Origin of the sequence: Pseudomonas sp. AF32, from assembly GCF_022342325.2 — a bacterium.
Taxonomy (GTDB): Bacteria; Pseudomonadota; Gammaproteobacteria; order Pseudomonadales; family Pseudomonadaceae; genus Aquipseudomonas; species Aquipseudomonas uvaldensis.
Window position 1 is genome coordinate 20,293 of record NZ_RQJK02000016.1, and the last position, 19,431, is coordinate 39,723.

Annotated in this window: 20 protein-coding genes and 1 riboswitch; of the genes, 5 read left to right on the forward strand and 15 right to left on the reverse strand. The window is 62.4% G+C overall.

Annotated features, from left to right (window positions below; all coding sequences use genetic code 11):
• Nucleotides 1-144: 144 nt before the first annotated feature.
• Nucleotides 145-1,530: a DNA recombination protein RmuC gene (locus tag EGM97_RS15950; protein WP_238965695.1), complete on the reverse strand. Its 1,386-nt coding sequence runs from the start codon at nt 1,528-1,530 to the stop codon at nt 145-147.
• Nucleotides 1,531-1,718: 188 nt separating this feature from the next.
• Nucleotides 1,719-2,042, reverse strand: coding sequence for an SEL1-like repeat protein (locus EGM97_RS15955; RefSeq protein ID WP_238965685.1), 324 nt, complete (start codon nt 2,040-2,042; stop codon nt 1,719-1,721).
• Nucleotides 2,043-2,968: 926 nt separating this feature from the next.
• Here EGM97_RS15955 and EGM97_RS15960 point away from each other — a divergent pair.
• From EGM97_RS15960 to EGM97_RS15970, 3 genes are all read left to right on the forward strand, one after another.
• Nucleotides 2,969-3,193 carry a hypothetical protein gene (locus EGM97_RS15960; protein WP_053147385.1) on the forward strand — a complete coding sequence of 75 codons (225 nt, stop codon included), beginning with the start codon at nt 2,969-2,971 and terminating at the stop codon, nt 3,191-3,193.
• A 275-nt stretch (nt 3,194-3,468) separates the two neighbouring features.
• Nucleotides 3,469-3,951 carry a hypothetical protein gene (locus EGM97_RS15965; RefSeq protein WP_238965684.1) on the forward strand — a complete coding sequence of 161 codons (483 nt, stop codon included), beginning with the start codon at nt 3,469-3,471 and terminating at the stop codon, nt 3,949-3,951.
• A 143-nt stretch (nt 3,952-4,094) separates the two neighbouring features.
• A complete protein-coding gene (locus EGM97_RS15970; protein ID WP_238965683.1) occupies nt 4,095-5,378 on the forward strand; it encodes an OmpP1/FadL family transporter in 1,284 nt (427 codons plus the stop codon).
• Between the two features lie 88 nt (nt 5,379-5,466).
• Here the strand turns inward: EGM97_RS15970 and EGM97_RS15975 are convergent, their stop codons facing one another.
• From EGM97_RS15975 to cobO, 13 genes are all read right to left on the reverse strand, one after another.
• Nucleotides 5,467-6,033, reverse strand: coding sequence for a glutathione peroxidase (locus EGM97_RS15975; protein WP_238965682.1), 567 nt, complete (start codon nt 6,031-6,033; stop codon nt 5,467-5,469).
• Nucleotides 6,034-6,215: 182 nt separating this feature from the next.
• Nucleotides 6,216-7,424 (reverse strand): MFS transporter, encoded by a 1,209-nt coding sequence (locus tag EGM97_RS15980; RefSeq protein ID WP_238965681.1) that lies wholly within the window; start codon nt 7,422-7,424, stop codon nt 6,216-6,218.
• A gap of 51 nt (nt 7,425-7,475) precedes the next feature.
• Nucleotides 7,476-7,880 carry a MarR family winged helix-turn-helix transcriptional regulator gene (locus tag EGM97_RS15985; RefSeq protein WP_238965680.1) on the reverse strand — a complete coding sequence of 135 codons (405 nt, stop codon included), beginning with the start codon at nt 7,878-7,880 and terminating at the stop codon, nt 7,476-7,478.
• Between the two features lie 83 nt (nt 7,881-7,963).
• On the reverse strand, nt 7,964-8,695 hold the full coding sequence (locus EGM97_RS15990; RefSeq protein ID WP_238965679.1) for an adenosylcobinamide-GDP ribazoletransferase: 732 nt from the start codon (nt 8,693-8,695) through the stop codon (nt 7,964-7,966).
• 2 nt (nt 8,696-8,697) lie between these two features.
• The gene (gene cobC, locus EGM97_RS15995) at nt 8,698-9,273 is read right to left on the reverse strand and encodes an alpha-ribazole phosphatase family protein (protein WP_238965678.1); all 576 of its coding nucleotides are present in this window, start codon (nt 9,271-9,273) and stop codon (nt 8,698-8,700) included.
• Nucleotides 9,270-10,325, reverse strand: coding sequence for a nicotinate-nucleotide--dimethylbenzimidazole phosphoribosyltransferase (cobT, locus tag EGM97_RS16000; protein WP_238965677.1), 1,056 nt, complete (start codon nt 10,323-10,325; stop codon nt 9,270-9,272). Before cobT ends, cobC begins: the two co-directional genes overlap by 4 nt.
• Nucleotides 10,322-10,843: a bifunctional adenosylcobinamide kinase/adenosylcobinamide-phosphate guanylyltransferase gene (gene cobU, locus EGM97_RS16005; protein WP_238965676.1), complete on the reverse strand. Its 522-nt coding sequence runs from the start codon at nt 10,841-10,843 to the stop codon at nt 10,322-10,324. Before cobU ends, cobT begins: the two co-directional genes overlap by 4 nt.
• 129 nt (nt 10,844-10,972) lie before the next feature.
• Nucleotides 10,973-12,424, reverse strand: coding sequence for a cobyric acid synthase (locus tag EGM97_RS16010; RefSeq protein WP_238965675.1), 1,452 nt, complete (start codon nt 12,422-12,424; stop codon nt 10,973-10,975).
• Nucleotides 12,421-13,413: a threonine-phosphate decarboxylase CobD gene (cobD, locus tag EGM97_RS16015; protein WP_238965674.1), complete on the reverse strand. Its 993-nt coding sequence runs from the start codon at nt 13,411-13,413 to the stop codon at nt 12,421-12,423. Before cobD ends, EGM97_RS16010 begins: the two co-directional genes overlap by 4 nt.
• Nucleotides 13,406-14,314: an adenosylcobinamide-phosphate synthase CbiB gene (cbiB, locus tag EGM97_RS16020; protein ID WP_238965673.1), complete on the reverse strand. Its 909-nt coding sequence runs from the start codon at nt 14,312-14,314 to the stop codon at nt 13,406-13,408. The genes cobD and cbiB overlap by 8 nt, the downstream gene beginning before the upstream one ends.
• Nucleotides 14,311-14,961 (reverse strand): 5,6-dimethylbenzimidazole synthase, encoded by a 651-nt coding sequence (gene bluB / locus EGM97_RS16025; RefSeq protein WP_238965672.1) that lies wholly within the window; start codon nt 14,959-14,961, stop codon nt 14,311-14,313. Before bluB ends, cbiB begins: the two co-directional genes overlap by 4 nt.
• Nucleotides 14,958-16,337, reverse strand: coding sequence for a cobyrinic acid a,c-diamide synthase CobB (locus EGM97_RS16030; protein WP_238965671.1), 1,380 nt, complete (start codon nt 16,335-16,337; stop codon nt 14,958-14,960). The genes bluB and EGM97_RS16030 overlap by 4 nt, the downstream gene beginning before the upstream one ends.
• A gap of 11 nt (nt 16,338-16,348) precedes the next feature.
• On the reverse strand, nt 16,349-16,975 hold the full coding sequence (cobO, locus tag EGM97_RS16035) for a cob(I)yrinic acid a,c-diamide adenosyltransferase (protein WP_238965670.1): 627 nt from the start codon (nt 16,973-16,975) through the stop codon (nt 16,349-16,351).
• An 81-nt stretch (nt 16,976-17,056) separates the two neighbouring features.
• Nucleotides 17,057-17,268, reverse strand: a riboswitch (cobalamin riboswitch).
• Between the two features lie 157 nt (nt 17,269-17,425).
• On the opposite strand from cobO, the gene EGM97_RS16040 reads away from it, so the two are divergent.
• Nucleotides 17,426-18,010, forward strand: a complete 585-nt coding sequence (locus tag EGM97_RS16040; RefSeq protein WP_053147357.1) for a hypothetical protein — start codon at nt 17,426-17,428, stop codon at nt 18,008-18,010.
• A gap of 90 nt (nt 18,011-18,100) precedes the next feature.
• Nucleotides 18,101-19,411 carry a PQQ-dependent sugar dehydrogenase gene (locus EGM97_RS16045; protein ID WP_238965669.1) on the forward strand — a complete coding sequence of 437 codons (1,311 nt, stop codon included), beginning with the start codon at nt 18,101-18,103 and terminating at the stop codon, nt 19,409-19,411.
• Nucleotides 19,412-19,431 lie beyond the last annotated feature (20 nt).

The window sequence follows — 19,431 nt, forward strand, 5'->3', positions numbered from 1 at the left end:
GTGGAGAGGGGATTTATCCCCGCTGGGTTGTCCTGGGCACCGCGATGCAGCAGACGAACCAGGCAAGCCGGTTTACGACTGCTGCGCAGCCGAGCGGGGATAAATCCCCTCGCCACAGGTTTTGCGCCAAGCCCAAGAGTTTCATCAATCCTGGGCTTTTGCGGTTTCTTCCGACAATTCACGCAATCCATCCCCATCGGTCATCGCCCGTTCAAGCAGTTCCGTGGGCAGACTCTTGCTGGCCCGGGCGCCGAGCAGTTTGAGCTGTTCGCTGCGACTGATCAGGTTGCCGCGCCCTTCCGTCAGTTTATTGCGCGCCGCGCTGTAGGCCTTGTCCAGCTGCTGCAGGCGGCTTCCGATTTCGTCCAGATCCTGGATGAACAGCACGAACTTGTCGTACAGCCACCCTGCCCGCTCGGCGATTTCCCGGGCGTTCTGACTCTGGCGCTCCTGCTTCCAAAGACTGTCGATCACTCGCAACGTCGCCAGCAGCGTAGTGGGACTGACGATCACGATGTTGCGGTCGAATGCCTCCTGGAACAGGTTCGGCTCGGCTTGCAAGGCAGCAGAAAATGCGGCTTCGATCGGCACGAACAGCAGGACGAAATCCAGGCTGTGCAAACCGTCCAGCCGCTTGTAATCCTTGCCGGCCAAGCCCTTGACGTGGGCCCGCAATGACGCGACGTGTTGCTTGAGCGCATGCAGGGCAATGGCATCGTCGTCGGTGCCCACATACTGTTGGTAAGCCGTGAGACTGACCTTGGAGTCGACCACCACCTGCTTGTCGCCGGGCAGATAAATCAGCACATCAGGCTGGAATCGTTCGCCGTCCGGCCCCTTCAGGCTGACCTGCGTCTGGTATTCACGACCCTTCTCCAGACCCGCGTGTTCGAGCACCCGCTCCAGGATCAACTCGCCCCAGTTCCCCTGGGTCTTCTGCCCCTTGAGCGCTCGGGTGAGGTTGGTGGCTTCCTCGCTCAGGCGCAGGTTCAATTGCTGCAGACGCTCCAGCTCCTTGCCCAGGGAAAACCGCTCCCGCGCCTCGGCCTGATAGCTTTCTTCAACGCGTTTCTCGAAGGACTGGATGCGCTCTTTCAGCGGATCGAGCAACTGCCCCAGGCGCTGATGACTGGTTTCGGCGAAGCGCTGCTCACGTTCGTCGAAGATTTTCCCGGCCAGCTCGGCGAATTGCGCGCGCAATTCGTCTCGCGAGCCTTGCAGGTCGTCCAGGCGCTGCTGGTGGCTTTCTTGTTGCTCGCGCAACTCGGCCTGCAGGGACGCCGCCTGGGCGTCAAGACGACGCAATTCCGCTTCCTTGCCGGCACGTTCCAGGTTCCAGGCGTGAGCCGCGTCCCGGGCGTTGTCGCGCTCGATTTGCAGCAACTCGACCTCGCGCCGAGCAGCAGCGAGTTCTGCTTGCCTCACGGCATTGGCCTGGCTCAGGTCGCTGATTTCATCACGGCAGGCGTCGAGCTGGGCGTTCAAGCCATCATGAGCCATATGGGCCGTGGCCAGGCGCTCTTCCAGCAACGCCAATTCCGTTTGCGCGGCACCGGTCTGGCGCTGCAGGTGCCAGGCCAGTGCGAGCAGCGGCACCGCTGCGCCTGCCAGGCCAAACAACAGGCTGGTCAAATCCATAGCCATGACAAATCCTGCCGGTCGAATAAAGCCCGAAGGTTAACCAAGCCGCTGTGGGTTGCCCAGCCGCGTCTACGATTTCACCCTTCTATTTCAGTCAGGGCCTGTTGAGCACGAGCGTCCCCGGCCCGGGCGGCCTGGCGCAACAAATCCTGGCCGATACGCCGGTCCCGAGCGTTACCGCACTCACGACACATCAATTGCCCCAGGCGACTTTGCGCTGCTACCACGCCATCACGGGCCGACTGCTTGAGCAAACGCCCGGCAAAGTGTTTGACGCTGGGGCTTGTGCCAAGCCGTGGACTGTCGAGCAACCACTCGGCGACTCGCATCGATATACGCTTGGGAGAGGTAACACCACAGGGTGTGGAGGTAACAGCAGGTGATACTGAGCGAAACTTCATAAAGCACTGTGGGACAGATCGGAAGGCGCGCCACTCTACTCCTTTTTTCGTGTGGGTAAAGTCGAAAAAAACCGGCACGCCCGTCCTAGAGCAAGTGCTTGGGACAATCCACAGAAGCTGTGGATAACTCAGTGGACAACCCCCCCTTAACGGGTCGTAAGCCCTGTAGGACGGGGCCTGCGCTCAAACTGACGATTTTTTCACCAGTAAAAAAAACCGATGTTTTTCATTGACTTAAATTTTGGATACAGGCAGCCACCCGGGATTGTTTCGACGTGACAGTTACATGACAACTGTCGCCACGAGTGTGCACAAGTAACATCGAAAAGGTTATATCGCTGCTTTTTTTTGGTGCGTTTGCATACGCGCCGCGGTCGCAAAGCGCTCGCCGTTCCATCGTGCGCTCCTGGCGCCTGCGTCCCAAAAAACCGGGTCAAGCGCACCAGGTACCGCTGGTTGGAGATTTTTTGATCAACAGCCTTCCTTTTTGCAGATCGATTCGTTAATATCCGCGCCGTTAGTACCAAGCTGAAATCAATTCCGGGTCAAACGCTTCGCATGACGGTCGCCAGCCCCACGGGCAGCCTACCGATGGAAGAGACCGGACCCCTCGATGGTTTCCAGGTAAGATTCGCAACCGCACGGCCTTTGAACAATGACAAAGGTGTCGCCAGGTTCCTTACTCTGACCGAACCAGCCTGTAAATTGATCAGGATCTTCACCCTGGGCCCAGAACCTCTGCCCTTGATGTGTCGCCTGCCCTCCTAAGTACCTACCTGCCGGCCCAAGCGCGCACCTTTTACAGCGCTCGAACTGGCTGCTTTGTTCCAGTCAGGTTCTTCGTACGACCAATGGTGGTCGACGTTACTGGAACGTTTTAACGCTGCACGGTTCTTAACCGTGTCATTTGTAGGAACACCCATAACATGTCGACTCAAATCCAGACACAGGATGCCATCCGCACCCTCACCAACGCCTTCGCTCCAATGAACTGCCTGATCCTGGCCGCTCGCAAAGGCTGTTTCAGCTTCACGCTGGTCAACGAACACGGCATCGCCCGTCACAGCGAGCGCCTTTATCCTGACCAATACTCCAGCGCAGAACCACTGCAGGCTGTGATCGAGCGTACTCGTCAGGCCTTGGTTGCCTGAGGCGCCAGCGAGCTGAAAGAAAACGCCCCGCCCTGAAAAAGCGGGGCTTTTTATTGCCTGAAAATGGCTCCATCAAGCGAAGCGGCCTAAGCACCAAGGGATATAAGGCTTATAACCCTTCGCCGAAGATGTTTTAAAAACAGTCCTTTACAGCGGGAATATCACACTACACTTCAAGTCAAGCGGCATGATCCGCTTCCGGCGGAGCCTGGACCGATCCACCGCTGCCAAGCCCACACCTTCAGGCTTCGCCCCTTTCACGTTTCGAGGGTTTTATGGGTATCGCTGCCAGCGAACTGTGTCGATATGTGATCCGCCCCACGCTCCTCTACCTGGGGAGCCACAGTACCACGGCGGAATCCCTGCTGCTGGGAATCGCCGCCAGCCAATCCGCCCTGGGTTCAGCCTTGCATGATCGTCGCGGGCATGGCCTGTACCGCATTCCCGAACCTCGCCACCGCGCCCTCTGGGACCATTACCTGGCGCGGGATCCGGAACGCGCCAGCCTGGTGCGCGGTCTCGCCAGCCAGCATGCTTTTCTCAGCGGCCCCCACCTCGAACTGACCGTCAACCTTCGCTACGCCACCGCCATCGCATGGCTATTGGTGGAAGAACAAAACACTCCGCTGCCAGAGGCCGACGATCTGCTGGGTATGGCGCGGATCTGGCGCCAGACCTTTCATCCCCAAGGGCGCCTGAGGGATTTCACGTGCGCCTGGCAAAAATGTGTATCACCCTTGAATGAGGTCGCTTGCTGAACGGGAATTGCAAAGTTCCTGTGTTGGTAGCGATTTTGGTCGGATTGTCCTACAAAACCGCTCTAAATCAAGCAATACAGGCTATAGCGCTTGATCGAAAATGTTGGTAGTTTTTGCCCCGGTGATCACCTGGAGTTCTAACAATGAAAAAAATGATGCTCAAAACCACCCTTGGCCTTGCCGTGACCTTGGCATCCACTCAGCTCTTCGCCAGTGGTTTTGCCTTGAACGAACAAAGCATCAGTGGCATGGGCACTGGCTTCGCAGGTCGTTCCTCTTCTGCCGATGATGCAAGTACCGTGTTCGGCAACCCTGCCGGCATGTCGCGCCTCAAGCGCCAGCAAGTGACTGGCGGTTTTGCCGCTATCGACGCTTCTACCGATATCAACGATGCCAGCGGTACCCAATCGGGCACCAACAAAGGGGACATGGTCCCGCTCACCGGCGTTCCGATGGGTTATTACGTCAAGCCTATCGATGACCAGTGGGCTTTCGGCCTGGGCGTGTACGCGCCGTTCGGCCTGATCACTGACTATGAAAGCAGTTTCCAGGGCCGTAATTTTGGCAGCAAGAGCGAAGTGAAGGTTGTCACCTTCCAGCCGACTGTCAGCTATGCCTTCAATGACAAGGTGTCGATCGGTTTCGGTCCCACCATCAACCGCATTTCGGGGTCCCTGGAATCGGCACTGACCTTGCCGGCACCTTTGCCGGGTACTGATGGCGACGTCAAGATCAAGGGCGATGACATTGGCTACGGCTACAATATCGGCCTGCTGGTCCAGGCGACCGACACCACTCGCCTTGGCCTGACCTATCACTCCAAAGTCAAGTACAAGCTCGAAGGTCATACCGAAGTGAGCCCGGGGGCTGGCGTTCCCGCCGGATTCCTGAGCGGCGCACGCTACGACGCTTCGCTGGACATTACCACGCCAGAGTCGGTGGACTTTTCGGTTACCCAGCAGATCAACGATGCCTGGACCGTCTATGCGGGTAGCACCTGGACTCGCTGGAGCCGCCTGAAAGATATCACCGTGGAAAACAAAGGGACCGAAACGGGCGGCGGCCTGCTGAACCCGGTTCTCGGCACCATCACCGAAGAACAGAACTGGCACGACACCTGGGCCTACGCCATCGGTACTTCCTACCAGTTGAACAAACAGTGGGTGCTGCGTACCGGCCTGACCTTCGACCAGTCGCCTGCCAACAATACCGACCGCTCGCCACGTATCCCTACCGGTGACCGGACCATCTTCAGCCTGGGTGCCGGCTGGAGCCCGACCGAAGACCTGACCATCGACGTGGCTTATTCCTACCTCAAGGAAGAAAAAGTCAGCGTCAACCGTACCAACGCGCTGGGCCAGGCCTATAGCGCCGAGTACGAAAACAGCGCAAACGGTTTTGGTGTTGGCGCAACCTACCGCTTCTGATGATCCACGGCGCGCCTGAACCGCTCGCCGGCTGAAGCGAAAAAGGCCCCGCGCTCTGCAAAGAGGCGGGGCTTTTTCGTGCCCGGACTCAGGGCTTGGATTGCTGAGGCCTGGAGGCGATAGCCGTCTCTACCGCCTTGATGAACTCTGGATCGTCAGGCTTGATCCGACTGGAGAAACTGCCGACCACCTTGCCCTGGCGATCCACGACATATTTATAGAAATTCCATTTCGGCGCCCCGGACTGTTCAGCCAAGTGCTTGAACAACGGGATGGCGTCAACACCGCGCACCGGTTGTGGCTCGGTCATGGTAAAGGTCACTCCGTAGTTGACGTAGCAGACCTTGGCCGTCTCGGCACCGTCCTTGGACTCCTGCTTGAAATCATTGGACGGCACGCCCAACACTTGCAGCCCTTCGCTCTTGTAGCGTTGGTTCAGCGCTTCGAGGCCTTTGAACTGCGGCGCGAACCCGCAAAAGCTGGCGGTGTTGACCACCACCAACGGCTTGCCAGCGAAGCGCTGGCACAAATCGATGGTTTCCTTGGCCCGCAGCTTGGGCAGCGAACCCTCCAGCAACGGCGGGCAATCGGCGGCCCAGACTTGCCCCGTTGCAGCCAGCAACAGGGCGGGAACAGCAAGCCAGCGCATCAGCATGTCGGATGTCCTTGAAGGCAAGTCAGGCCACGACGTTACTCCGCTGCGCCCGGTGCCGTCCATCGTTCAGCAGTTACCCATGCCCAGTTGCATCAAGGCCAGCCCGCCCTGATGCCAGCCCCACCAGGCGAACGCGAGCAGCAGGCCGACGCCCGCGGCAATCAGCCAAGGGCCGACGCGACTCACGCTGCACCCGCCTGTACTTGCAGGCGCGCGACCGGACGCTCGCTCACTGGCCAGTTCAGCGCCGCCGCCATCAGGCTGAGCAGGATCGACACCTGCCAGATCAGGTCGTAGCTGCCGGTGCGGTCATACACCACGCCACCCAGCCAACCGCCCAGGAACGACCCCAACTGGTGGAACAGAAATACGATCCCACCGAGCATGGAAAGATTTCGTACACCAAACAAGGTCGCCACCGTGCCGTTGGTCAACGGCACCGTAGACAGCCACAGCAAGCCCATCGCCATGCCGAACAGGTAGGCCGTGGTGGTGGTCACCGGCAGCCACAAGAACAAACCAATGACCACCGCCCGCAACAGGTACAAGCCGGTCAGCAGCCGTGGCTTGGACATACGACCGCCCAGCCAGCCTGCCGTGTAGGTACCGAAGATGTTGAACAGCCCGACCAGCGCCAGCACGGTGGTCCCGACGCTGGCTGGCAGGTGCTGGTCCACCAGGTACGCGGGCAAATGCACGCCAATGAAGACCACCTGGAAACCGCAGACAAAAAAGCCGATCGCCAGCAGCCAGAACCCGGAATGGCTGCATGCCTCGCGCAATGCTTCAGACAAGGTTTGCTCGTGACCGGCCAGCGGCGCGGGCGAGTCCTTGAGCATGCTCACCAGCGGCACGATCAACGCCACCAGCAAGCCCAGCGCCAACAGCGCGGCGGACCAGCCCAGCCAGCCGATCAACCCCAGCGTTCCCGGCAACATGGCGAACTGGCCGAAAGACCCGGCGGCGCTGGCGATACCCATGCCCATGCTGCGTTTTTCCGGCGGAACGGCACGGCCGACCACCCCCAGGATCACCGAAAACGACGTGCCGGACAGGCCGAGCCCGATTAGCAGCCCCGCGCTCAACGACAACGACCAGGCAGAATCCGACAACCCCATGAACAGCAGACCGAGGGCATAGAGTACGCCGCCGATCAGCACCACCTTGGCCGCGCCGAAGCGGTCAGCCAGGGCTCCGGTGAAGGGTTGAGCCAGGCCCCAGATCAGGTTTTGCAGGGCAATGGCGAAAGCGAACACTTCGCGACCCCAGCCGAACTCGGCGCTCATGGGCGCGAGGAACAGTCCGAAGCCATGCCTCACCCCCAGGGACAGCGCGAGGATCAGTGCGCTGCCCGCCAGGACCCAACCACAGGTTCGCCACATCGATGTCATTTTATTCTCCAATCGCGGGTATATACCCACTTATCATCGAACGAACCGGCATCACGCCAGTTCATCCAGCAAGGCCAGCAAGGTTTGGCGCTTCTCGGCGCCCAGCTTATCGATCAGTTTCTGTTGCGCCGCTTCCCAAGCCGGCTGCGCCGCCTCCAGCCTGGCATGCCCGGCTTCGGTCAATACAACGATGCGGTTGCGCAGGTCTTCGCCCTCGGCGAGGCTGACCAACCCCTCGCCTTCCAGCACCCGCAGATTGCGCCCCAGGGTACTGCGGTCCAGACCCATGGCCTCGGCCAGGGAGGAAATACTCGGCTGGTCCAGGCGCGCCAGGTTGTTCAGTAGCGAATACTGGGCAACATTGATCCCGAAGCCATCGAGGGCGCCGTCGTAGTACCTGCTGACGCCCCGGGCGGCACGACGCAGGTTAATGCACAAACATTGGGAAGGAAGCATGATGCGTGTATATACCCGCGACTCGATGAATGCAAATTTTAATGGATGATTCTGGTCCGGCCAAGCAAGGCTTGCAGTAAGGCTCAGATCAACGCCAACCCCACCAACACTGTCATTTCAAGCAACTCCAGCAAGGCCCCTGCCGTATCGCCGGTGCAGCCGCCCAAGCGACGCAGCATCATTTGCCGCAGGCCGACGAACACCACTGACGCGATAATCAGCGCCGACACCCCGTTCCAACCGCCCATCAGCACGCAGCCCAGCGCACCGACCAGCAACACCTGCCAGCCCGCGTGCCGTGGCAGGTGGTCGGCGAGCGCCTGTCCCAACCCACCGGCACGCACGTAAGGCGTGGTCAGGAACAGACCCAGCAGCGCGCAACGTCCCAACACCGGTACGATGATCAACGCAACGACCTGGCCTTGCTCGATCAACGCCAGCAGCGCCGCGAACTTGAGCAGCAGCACCAACACCAGCGTGATCACGGCGATGGGACCGCTGCGGGGATCTTTCATGATCAGCAGCGTGCGCTCACGATCACCAAAGCCGCCAAGCCAGGCGTCCGCGCTGTCAGCCAATCCATCGAGGTGCAGGCCGCCGCTGAGCAACACCCAGGCCGTCAACAACAGCGCCCCGTGAAGCAACGGCGGCGCGCCCGTCAGCATGGCGTTCAGGGTCCACAGCAAGGCCCCGAACAACAGCCCCACCAACGGATAAAACAGCAGCGAACGGCCAAGCTGCGCCGGCTCAGGCATGCCCGGCAGGCGAACCGGCAGGCTGCTGAGAAATTGCAGGGCGATCCAGAATGCCTGCATTGTCAGCCCACCTCCGCCAGGACCGCACCGGACGACACCCGGAGGGAAAACAACGCGCCGTGGGCGACTTCGACGTTGAGCAATTGCTCCCGAGGCAAACCCCGGGCTCGAGCCAGCAACAAGCGCATCACACCGCCATGGCTGACCAGCAGGACGCGTTGCCCGGCATAAGCCGCGTACAGGCGCTCGATCGCCGCCAGGACCCGCGTCGAAAACGCCAGCACCGGCTCGCCATCGGGCGGCGTGAACTGATAGGGATCGGCCCAGAACCGGCCCAGGGATTCAGCGTCGGTATCCATCAACGCCGCAGCACTGCAACCTTCCCAGGCGCCGAAATGCAGTTCTTGCAGGTCCTTATCCAAATGCACCGGCACACCCGCTTGTGCGCCAAGCTGCTCAGCGAAACGGGCGCATCGCTGCAACGGCGAACTCACCAATCGATCCCAAGGCCCACCCGTTGCCACGGCCGAACGCATCTGCTCCCAGCCCCTGGCGGTCAAGGCATCGTCGAGACTGCCACGCAGCCCGCCGCCCAGTTCGGTCTCGCCGTGGCGCAACAGGTCCAGGTGCAGGGTCATGCCGGACGATCCGCCACGGCCGCCTCGGCAAATGTCGCCATTTGTCCGTGCAGGTCACAGGCCAGACGCAACAGCGGCACCGCCAGCGCCGCCCCACTGCCCTCGCCCAGGCGCAGGCCCAGATCGAGCAACGGTTCGGCGCCAAGGGTTTCCAGTACGTGGCGATGCCCAGGCTCGGCGCCTCGATGGCCGAACAGCAGCCAGGGCCTGCATCCGGGATTGAGTCGCACCGCCACCAAAGCCGCGACGCTACAGATGAAACCATCCACCAATACCGCAACGCCTTGCTGGGCGCAGGCCAGGTAGGCGCCCACCAGCGCGGCGATTTCAAAACCGCCAACGTTGAACAGCGTCTGCAACGGATCATTACGCTGGTCGCCGTGCAGCGCCAGGGCACGTTCGATGACCTGCGCCTTGCGGCCGACACCCGCTGCATCCAGCCCCGTACCCGGCCCGACCAGATGGGCCACCGGACAGTCCAGCAAGGCGCAGGCCAGGGCACTGGCCGCCGTGGTGTTGCCGATGCCCATCTCACCACCGATGAACAACTGCGATCCGGCAGCAACGGCACGGGCAACGCTGTCACGTCCTGCCTGTAAGGCCTGTTCGCCCTGGGCCACGGTCATCGCCGGGCCCTGGGTGAAATTCGCGGTGCCCGGCCCGACACGCACGTGCCGCACATCGGGCAGATCGAGCGACGGCGTCACGGTGCCCAGGTCCACCACTTCCAACGCTGCACCCAGTTGCCGCGCCAGGACGCTGATGGCCGCGCCCCCACTGACGAAATTGAGCAGCATCTGCCCGGTCACTTCCTGGGGAAACGCCGACACACCTTCGGCCACTACGCCATGGTCGCCGGCAAAAATCGCGATCCAGAGTTCATCCAGGCGCGGTTTGAGCTGCCCTTGCAGGCCCGCCAGTTGCACCGCCACCGACTCGAGTCGCCCCAGGGAACCGGCCGGCTTGGTCAGTTGCTGCTGACGGGCCGCAGCCTGTTCCAGGGCCTGGGTGTCGACGGGTTTACAGGGTTCCAGCCACCAGCGGTGATTCATAACGCATTACCTTTGAGTGTCAGGGGCAGGCCGGCAACGGTCAGCACGACACGCTGACAACGCTCGGCCAGGGCTTGATGCAGCCAACCGGCTTCATCAACGTAACGGCGAGTCAACTCGCCCAGCGGCACGACACCCATCCCGGTCTCGTTGCTGACAAAAATGATTTCACCGGGTAGCGAAGCCACGCCGTCCAGCAACGCCTCGCGCTCCGTGTCCAGTTGCTGTGGATCATCGAGCATCAACAGGTTGGTCAGCCAGAGGGTCAGGCAATCCACCAGCAGGCATTGCCCGTGGCTGGCGTTCTCGCGCAGCACCCGCGCCAGGGCCAGCGGCTCTTCCACCAGTGACCAGTGCACCGGCCGCCGCTGGCGATGCCGGGCGACCCGTTCGTTCATCTCGCCATCCAGGGGTTGGCTGGTGGCGATGTAGGTCACCGGCAAGCCAGTGTCCGCCGCGAGTTTTTCCGCCAGGCGACTCTTGCCGGAACGGGCACCGCCGAGGATGAGTTGGAGCATGGGGTTCTGCCTTTAAATAGGTGGTGTGGCGGCTGGCCTCATCGCGAGCAGGCTCGCTCCCACAGGAAATTGTGAACATCGGTCCATCGTGGGAGCGAGCCTGCTCGCGATGAGGCCAGCCCATCCACCTCAAATCCCACAGAGCTCACGCAGCAGCCCGGTATCCAAATGTCGTTCCACCAGGTCCGCCAACCGCTCGATGTCCCGCTCGCGCAGCCCGTGGTAATCCACCGCTTGCACGTCCGCCAACCCGGCCCAACGCAACAAGGCGCTGCTGGCCGCTGGCGATTCGAACAGACCGTGCAGGTAAGTGCCGAAAATCTGTCCATCCAGACTGCGGGCACCGTCGCAGCGGCCGTCATCCAGTTGAACGGCGGGGGTTTCCAGGGCCGGGCCGACGGTGACGCCGGCATGAATTTCGTAGCCGCTGATCTCGGCATCTTCCAGCATCAGCCGCCCGCGCACGTTACGTAGCTGCTTCTCTTGCTCCAGGGTCGTTTCGAACGCCAACAACCCCAGCCCGGCGCTGGAGCCCGCTGCCCCTTCGAGCCCCAGCGGATCGTGGACCTGTTGGCCGAGCATCTGCAATCCGCCGCAAATCCCAAGCACCTTGCCGCCATAACGCAAGTGACGCTCAATAGCCGCTTCCCAGCCGTTGGCGCGTAAATAGGCCAGGTCGCTGCGCACACTTTTCGAGCCGGGCAGAATGATCAGGTCGGCTGGCGGGATGGCCTGGCCGGGACCGATGAATTTCAGGTCCACCTGCGGGTGCAGGCGCAGCGGATCGAAGTCGGTGTGGTTGCTGATGCGCGGCAGCACAGGCACCGCCACCTTGAGTACCTGTTCGGCCTTGTCGGCCTGGCGCTGGTCCAGCCCGTCTTCGGCTTCCAGGTGCAGATCCATCACGTAGGGCAGCACGCCGACCACCGGTTTGCCGGTGCGCGCTTGCAGCCAGTCCAGGCCCGGCTGCAGCAAGGCGATGTCGCCACGAAAGCGATTGATGACGAAACCCTTGACGCGCGCCTGCTCGCTGGGCGACAGCAGCTCCAGGGTGCCCACCAGATGCGCGAACACCCCGCCGCGATTGATATCGGCGATCAACAGCACCGGGCAATCCACCGCTTCGGCAAATCCCATGTTGGCGATGTCGCCGGCCCGCAGATTGATCTCCGCCGGCGATCCGGCGCCCTCTACCATCACCACCGGATAGGACGCGCTCAGTCGTTGGTGGGAGGCCAACACCGCTTGCATCGCGATGGCCTTGTAATCGTGATAAGCGACGGCATTCATGGTGGTGACGGCGCGCCCGTGGATGATGACTTGAGCGCCGGTATCGCTGTTGGGTTTGAGCAGAACCGGGTTCATGTCGGTATGGGGCTCGAGGCCGGCGGCCTGGGCCTGTACCGCCTGGGCGCGTCCGATTTCCCCGCCATCGGCGGTCACCGCACTGTTCAGGGCCATGTTCTGCGGCTTGAACGGCACAACGCTCACGCCCTGGCGACGGATCCAGCGGCACAACGCCGTCACCAGGGTACTTTTGCCGGCATCGGACGTGGTGCCCTGCACCATCAGGGTCGTCATGGAGTGTCCTTGGCGTAAGCCTCGAAAGCCTGTTCGAGGCGCGAAAATTGTGCGTCATCGGCAGGAAGGCCGAAACGCAGGCTGCTGTTGTTGGTAAACAGGCGCAGGAGAATGCCGCGATGGGCCATGAAGTCGTGAAGCGCCTGGGCTTCTCCGGTGATCAGCCACTGAAACAATCCACAACCGCCGTGGGGCTTGAAGCCATGACGCTCCAGCATCAGCGCCAGGCGCAGACTGGTGGCTTCGCAGCGCTGCCGCTGCCGGGTGTGGGCGGCAGTATCCAGCAGACACACCTGGCCCAGAACCCGGGTCGGCCCACTGACCGCCCATGGCCCGACCTGTTCGGCCAGCAACTTAAGCAAGTGTCGCTCGGCCAGGACGAACCCCAGGCGAACCCCGGCCAGACCGAAAAATTTGCCGAACGAGCGCAGCACGATCAGCCCGACCTGATGGGCATGGCCGGCCACGCTCAGTTGCGGCGTGACATCCATGAACGCTTCATCCACCACCAGCCAGCCCCCGCGCTGGGCCAACCGGGCATGCCAGTCGAGCAGACGCTCCGGGGTCAGGCTCAGGCCCGTCGGATTATTGGGGTTGACCACCACCAGCACATCGAGGCTGTCGAGGAAGAAATCCACTTCGGCTTCCAGCACTTCGCGCACGATATAGCCATTGCGGCGCCAGGCTTCGGCGTGCTCGGCGTAACAGGGCGACAGCACGCCGACCTTGCCGGCCCGGCGCAGCCGCGGCAAGAGCTGGATGGCCATCTGCGAACCGGCCACCGGCAGCACATGCTCCGCGCCGTAGTAATCGCGGGCGGCCTGCTCCAGGCCATCATCGGTTTCCGGCAGGCGCGCCCAGGCCCGCAGTGGAATCGCCGGGACCTCGAATGGCCAGGGGGCCAGGCCACTGGACAGATCGAGCCAGTGCGCCTCGGCGATGCCGTATTGCCGGGCCGCATTGCGCAGGCGCCCACCGTGTTCAAGCATAGAACTCAGCCCCCACGCAGAGAATCAGCAGCCACAACCATACCCCGCGCTGGACCAATTGCCAGCCGCGATCGATGGAATCGGCACTCGCCGGCACGCCCTCGCCCAGAGGTGGGCGCTGATGCAGTTCGCCGTGATAAACCGCCGCGCCACCCAGCTCCACCCCCAGCGCCCCCGCACCGGCCGCCATGACGGGACCGGCGTTGGGGCTGTCCCAGGTCGGCCCCTGGCGGCGCCAGCATTGCAGCGCCAGGCGGGTTTTCCCCAGCAGCGCGTAAGTCAATGCCACTAACCGCGCGGGAATGTAATTGAGCCCATCGTCGATCTTGGCCGCTGCCCAGCCGAACCGCTCGAAACGCTCGTTGCGATAGCCCCACATGGCATCGAGGGTGTTGCTCAGCCGATACAACACCACGCCGGGCGCCCCCGCCACGGCGAACCAGAACAGCGCGGCGAACACCGCATCGCTGCCGTTCTCCAGCACCGATTCGGTGGCGGCACGGGCGACGGCGGTCTCGTCCAGCTCACGAGTCTCGCGACTGACCAGATACCCCACCCGCCGACGCGCCTCATCCAGCTCACCACAGCGCAACGCCCGGGCCACCGGCTCGACATGCTCACCCAGGCTGCGCAGGCCAAGGGCGCAGTACAACGCCAGGATGTCCACCAGCCAACCCACCAGTGGCGCCCAGGACAAGGCTGTCGCCAACAACGTCAACGGCACCACGGCGATGATCCACGCCGTCACCCCATGGCTGCGCCAGCCGCGCCCACCGGAATTGAAACGTTGTTCGATACGATCGGCAAACCGACCGAACGCCACCAGCGGATGCCCGCGCCGGGGTTCACCCAGCAGCGCATCCAGCGCCACGGCAGCAGCACTGAGCAATGCCACGCTCATGGGCGAATTCCCCAACGATTTTCATAAAGCAGTTCATGCAGCGGACGCGGCTGTGCCCAGCCCTCCAGGGCGAGCATGGGAGCCGGGTAAAATCCCTCGACCGGACCCAGGCACAGGATCGCCAGCGGCTTCGCGCCGGCAGGCAGACCCAGTAGGTCAGCCAGGGCCAAGGGCTCGAACAGCGAAACCCAGCCCATCCCCAGCCCCTCGGCGCGGGCGGCCAGCCACAGGTTCTGGATGGCGCAGGAGAGCGAGGCCAGATCCATTTCCGGCAAGGTCCGGCGACCGAAGATATGCCGCTCGCGGTCGTCCATCAACGCCGCCACCAGCACTTCGGCACAGTCGTTGATGCCTTCGACCTTGAGCTTCATGAACTCATCGCTGCGCTCGCCCAGGGCCTCGGCCGTCCGGATGCGCTCCTGCTCCACCAGTTGCCCGATATCGCCGCGAAGGGCGCGGTCGCTGATGCGGATGAACCGCCACGGTTGCATCAGGCCTACGCTGGGAGCCTGGTGCGCGGCTTCCAGCAAGCGACGCAGCAAAGCCGGCTCGACCGTGCCACCGATGAAATGACGCATGTCGCGGCGTTCGGCGATGGCGCGGTAGACAGCCTCGCGTTCGGCTGGAGAGAAAGTACTGTCTGTCATGGCCTCTTCGCGAGCAAGCCCGCTCCCACAGGGGTCAGGTGATCAAATGTGGGAGCGGGCTTGCTCGCGAAGGCGGCCTCAAGGTCAGGCGCGAACAACGCGGCAATCGCCCTCGGATTGGACGGAAAGTAAAAATGCACGTAGGAAGCCGTCATCCGCCCCTGCCGGAAAACCGCCTCCGCCCCGCGCCCGCCATTGGGACTATGGCCGCGGGCAATCGGCGCGAGTTCAGTATTGGTCAATGAATGATGATAGGTATGCCCTCGCAGGACGCCTTCCGGCAGTTCCACCGATTGCAGGGCCAGGGCGGCCAGGCGTTTTTGCATCTGCGCATCCCCCGGCAGCAGGCCCAGCAGCTCGGCGCGGGTCCCGTCGACATCGGTCAGCGAATCCAGCAGGTAGAGCATGCCGCCACATTCGGCCAGCAAGGGTTTCCCCGCGTCGTGATGAGCACGGATCGCCGTCAGCATCGGAGTGTTTTGCGCCAAGGCGACGTGGTGCAATTCAGGGTAACCGCCAGGCAGATAAATACTGTCCGCCTCGGGCAGCGCCGTGTCATGAATTGGCGAGAAGAAGCTCAGTTGCGCGCCCATGGCCCGCAGCAGGTCGAGGCTCGCGCCATAGGTGAAAGCGAATGCTTCGTCCCGGGCCACGGCAATGCGCACGCCGTCGAGCCACGGTTGCGCAACGACCACCTCAGGAGCGGCGAACGTTACGGCGGGCGGCAGGGTCACTTCGCAACTGCTTGCCAAAGCCTCGGCGGCGGCGTCGAGGCGCAGGTCCAAATCGTTCAACTCACGGGCCTGGACCAACCCGAGGTGGCGACTGGGTAATTCGATACCGGTTTCCCGGGACAACGCGCCATACCAACGCAGACCTTCGGTCAGGCTGCCTTCGAGCAGTTGTGCATGGCGCAGAGTGCCGACCCGATTCGCCAGGACCCCGGCAAACGGCAAATCCGGCTGATACCGCGCCAGTCCCAGCGCCAACGCACCAAACGTCTGGGCCATCGCCGTCCCATCGATCACCGCCAGTACCGGCACGCCGAAATGCCGCGCCAGATCGGCGCTGGAGGGGGTGCCGTCGAACAAGCCCATCACGCCTTCGATCAGGATCAGGTCCGCTTCGGCGGCGGCTTCCCACAACAACCGCCGACTTTCCTGCTCGCCAACCATCCACATGTCCAGCTGATAGACCGGCGCACCGCTGGCACGCTCAAGGATCATCGGGTCGAGAAAATCCGGGCCGCACTTGAAGACGCGCACCTTGCGCCCCTGGTTGCGATGCAAGCGGGCCAGGGCTGCGGTGACGGTGGTCTTGCCCTGCCCCGAGGCCGGGGCGGCGATCAGGACCGCCGGGCACTGGCGACTGTTCATGCAAGGGTCGATCACAGTTCGACGCCTTTCTGCGCCTTGATACCGGCCTGGAAGGCGTGCTTGATCATGCCCATCTCGGTCACGGTGTCTGCCAGTTCGATCATTTGTGGCTTGGCGCCACGACCGGTCACCACCACGTGTTGCATGGGCGGACGGGCCTGTAAGTCGCTCAGCACCTGATCCAGACCCAGGTAACCGTGCTTGAGGGCGATGTTCAGTTCATCGAGCACCACCAGGCCAACGGACGGATCGCTCAGCAATTGACGCGATACCGCCCAGGCCGCCTCGGCGGCGGCGATGTCGCGTTGGCGATCCTGGGTTTCCCAGGTGAAGCCCTCACCCATGACATGGAAACGCACCTGTTCCGGGAATCGACGGAAGAACAACTCCTCACCGGTGCTGTTGCGGCCCTTGATGAACTGCACCACCCCGCACTGCATACCGTGCCCCATGGCCCTGGCCAACATGCCGAACGCCGAGCTGCTCTTGCCTTTGCCGTTGCCGGTCAGTACCAGCAGCAGGCCGCATTCGTTCGGTGAGTTGGCGATACGCTCGTCGATCACGGCTTTCTTGCGCAGCATGCGCGCCAGATGGCGCTCGTCGCGGTCGGACGCATCGGTGGTGGGGGAACCGGTCATGGGGAAGCCTCCGTTGGGGACAGGATAACGGCGGGCGGGCACGAAAACAGACGGCAACAAGCCTGGCATCGCCCACCGTGATGCCGTTGGATGTATCAGGCCGGTCTCCGGGCTCATGAGCGGCGTGATGCCGGGCTGCGCGCCTTCCCATGTCCGTGGACACAGTGGCCTAGGCGCAGCGTTGACTCATTTACCGTTGCGGGGGCAGCGCCGGGTTCGTCTGCACTCACCGGCTTCCCTGTTTCACTCTGTCGGCGGGGCAGCCACAGAGCACCTGAAACAAAGCGCGAAGGTTAGAGGGTTGGGGTAGGAGCGTCAATTAAAGCTGCCGCAGGCTCAACGCGACTTATTGGCCCGAATCAATAAAGTGACGCCAATCTTGTGCCACGCTACAGCAAGTGATATCAAATGGGCATCACGACCCGATATCAATAACAAGAGGGCAAAAGCATGCAAGGCATGATCATCAGCAATCCGAAACTGGAATTCCTGCGCCCGGTCCTGGAGCGCTGGTTCGACTGCATCGACCGGTATAACGCCGTGCGCGGCGATAACGACACCCCTTACTGGTTCGATGAAAAAGCCAATCTGGGATTGCTCTCGGCGGCCGCCTGGATGGCCGAGATGGTCACGCTGCAGCACACCCCGACCCGAAAGCAGAATGAAGAAGGCGAGCGCAATGTCAGCGCCGACCTGTTCATCGCCAGCACCGATGAGCGCGCCTTCATTCAGGCCACCCAGCGTTGGCCGAAGGTCAAGAGCCTCAACCTGACCCAGCCCCTGAGCGAGGCCGCCAGCGATGCCAAACGCATCAGCTATGCCAGCGACCTGAAGCTGGGTTGTTTGTTCGTGGCCCCGCAAAAAGCCCAGCAAAGCACCACGCCCGAAGAGTTGCAGGATATGGTCGATGAACTGCAGAAGGAAAACACCTGCGCCGTGGCCTGGTACTTCCCCTATGCCTATCGCAAATTGCGCAACGAAGCCGGCCACTACCACCCGGGCATCGCCGTGCTGTTCAAACAGGCCCACGGCTGACTCCACAAGGTCCTGGCATAACCACAGGTTGAACCATCCCCGGTCTACGCTTCTCTATGAATAACCACATGCATTCATAGGGAAGCCAGCATGCTCAAGCCACCTCATCTCCTGACCATCGCCCTCGCCGCAGGGCTTGTCGCTTGTGGCGAGTCTTCCACGCTGCAAGTCTCCGATGGCACCGGCCCAGCGCCAAAACTGCCCGAACCGAACAAGACCCTGATCCCCACCGTCAATATCGCCGAAGCCGTCGGCTGGCCGGAAGGCGCCAAGCCCACGCCGGCCCAGGGTCTGCAAGTGGCAGCATTCGCCGAAGGGCTGGACCATCCACGCTGGCTCTATGTGCTGCCCAACGGCGACGTGCTGGTGGCGGAAACCAACGCCCCACCCAAGCCGGATGATGCCAAGGGCATTCGCGGCTGGGTGATGAAGAAGGTCATGGGCCGCGCGGGCGCGGGCGTGCCGAGCCCCAATCGCATCACGTTATTGCGCGATGCCAATCACGATGGCGTCGCCGAAACCCGCACCGTGTTCCTGGAAAACCTCAATTCACCGTTCGGCATGACCCTGGTAGGCAGCGACTTGTATGTAGCCGACACCGATCGACTGATCCGCTTCCCCTATAAGGAAGGCGATACGCAAATCAAGGCGCAACCCACCAAGGTCGTCGACTTGCCGGGCGGCACCCTCAATCATCACTGGACCAAAAACGTCATCGCCAGCCGAGACGGCAGCAAGCTGTACGTCACCACGGGCTCGAACAGCAACGTCGCGGAGAACGGCATGGAGGCTGAAGAGGGCCGTGCGGCCATTTGGGAGGTGGACCGCGCCAACGGTAGTCACCGCATTTTCGCCTCGGGCCTGCGCAACCCCAACGGCCTGGCTTGGGAACCGCGCAGCGGAGCGTTATGGACGGCGGTAAACGAACGGGATGAGATCGGCAGCGACCTGGTGCCGGACTACATCACCTCGGTCAAGGACGGTGCCTTCTACGGCTGGCCGTACAGCTACTACGGGCAACACGTCGACGCACGGGTAGAGCCTCAAAACCCGGAAATGGTGGCCAAGGCCATCGCGCCGGACTATGCCGTCGGCCCACACACCGCGTCGCTGGGCCTGACCTTCGCCGAGGGCAGCAGCCTGCCCGCACCGTTTACCGAAGGAGCATTCGTCGGACAACACGGCTCATGGAACCGTAAGCCCCACAGTGGCTATAAAGTGATTTTCGTGCCGTTCAACGGTGGCAAGCCGACGGGTCAACCGGTCGATGTGCTGACCGGTTTCCTGGACGCAGACGAAAAAGCCCAGGGCCGCCCGGTGGGCGTGGTCATCGATAAGCAAGGTGGCTTGCTGGTAGCTGATGACGTGGGGAACAAGGTTTGGCGGGTGTCGGGGAAATAGCCCCTTGTGGCGCGGGGAGC

Coding starts and splice junctions, on each gene's coding strand:
- EGM97_RS15985 (WP_238965680.1), bottom strand. CDS start 7,880: ATGCTTCCTTCCCAATGTTTGTGCATTAACCTGCGTCGTGCCGCCCGG.
- EGM97_RS16045 (WP_238965669.1), top strand. CDS start 18,101: ATGCTCAAGCCACCTCATCTCCTGACCATCGCCCTCGCCGCAGGGCTT.
- cobC (WP_238965678.1), bottom strand. CDS start 9,273: ATGACCCTGCACCTGGACCTGTTGCGCCACGGCGAGACCGAACTGGGC.
- EGM97_RS16030 (WP_238965671.1), bottom strand. CDS start 16,337: ATGAACAGTCGCCAGTGCCCGGCGGTCCTGATCGCCGCCCCGGCCTCG.
- EGM97_RS15975 (WP_238965682.1), bottom strand. CDS start 6,033: ATGCTGATGCGCTGGCTTGCTGTTCCCGCCCTGTTGCTGGCTGCAACG.
- EGM97_RS15980 (WP_238965681.1), bottom strand. CDS start 7,424: ATGACATCGATGTGGCGAACCTGTGGTTGGGTCCTGGCGGGCAGCGCA.
- EGM97_RS15960 (WP_053147385.1), top strand. CDS start 2,969: ATGTCGACTCAAATCCAGACACAGGATGCCATCCGCACCCTCACCAAC.
- EGM97_RS16010 (WP_238965675.1), bottom strand. CDS start 12,424: ATGACGACCCTGATGGTGCAGGGCACCACGTCCGATGCCGGCAAAAGT.
- EGM97_RS15970 (WP_238965683.1), top strand. CDS start 4,095: ATGAAAAAAATGATGCTCAAAACCACCCTTGGCCTTGCCGTGACCTTG.
- cbiB (WP_238965673.1), bottom strand. CDS start 14,314: ATGAGCGTGGCATTGCTCAGTGCTGCTGCCGTGGCGCTGGATGCGCTG.
- cobO (WP_238965670.1), bottom strand. CDS start 16,975: ATGACCGGTTCCCCCACCACCGATGCGTCCGACCGCGACGAGCGCCAT.
- EGM97_RS15990 (WP_238965679.1), bottom strand. CDS start 8,695: ATGCAGGCATTCTGGATCGCCCTGCAATTTCTCAGCAGCCTGCCGGTT.
- cobU (WP_238965676.1), bottom strand. CDS start 10,843: ATGCTCCAACTCATCCTCGGCGGTGCCCGTTCCGGCAAGAGTCGCCTG.
- bluB (WP_238965672.1), bottom strand. CDS start 14,961: ATGACAGACAGTACTTTCTCTCCAGCCGAACGCGAGGCTGTCTACCGC.
- EGM97_RS16040 (WP_053147357.1), top strand. CDS start 17,426: ATGCAAGGCATGATCATCAGCAATCCGAAACTGGAATTCCTGCGCCCG.
- EGM97_RS15965 (WP_238965684.1), top strand. CDS start 3,469: ATGGGTATCGCTGCCAGCGAACTGTGTCGATATGTGATCCGCCCCACG.
- cobT (WP_238965677.1), bottom strand. CDS start 10,325: ATGAATCACCGCTGGTGGCTGGAACCCTGTAAACCCGTCGACACCCAG.
- EGM97_RS15955 (WP_238965685.1), bottom strand. CDS start 2,042: ATGAAGTTTCGCTCAGTATCACCTGCTGTTACCTCCACACCCTGTGGT.
- cobD (WP_238965674.1), bottom strand. CDS start 13,413: ATGCTTGAACACGGTGGGCGCCTGCGCAATGCGGCCCGGCAATACGGC.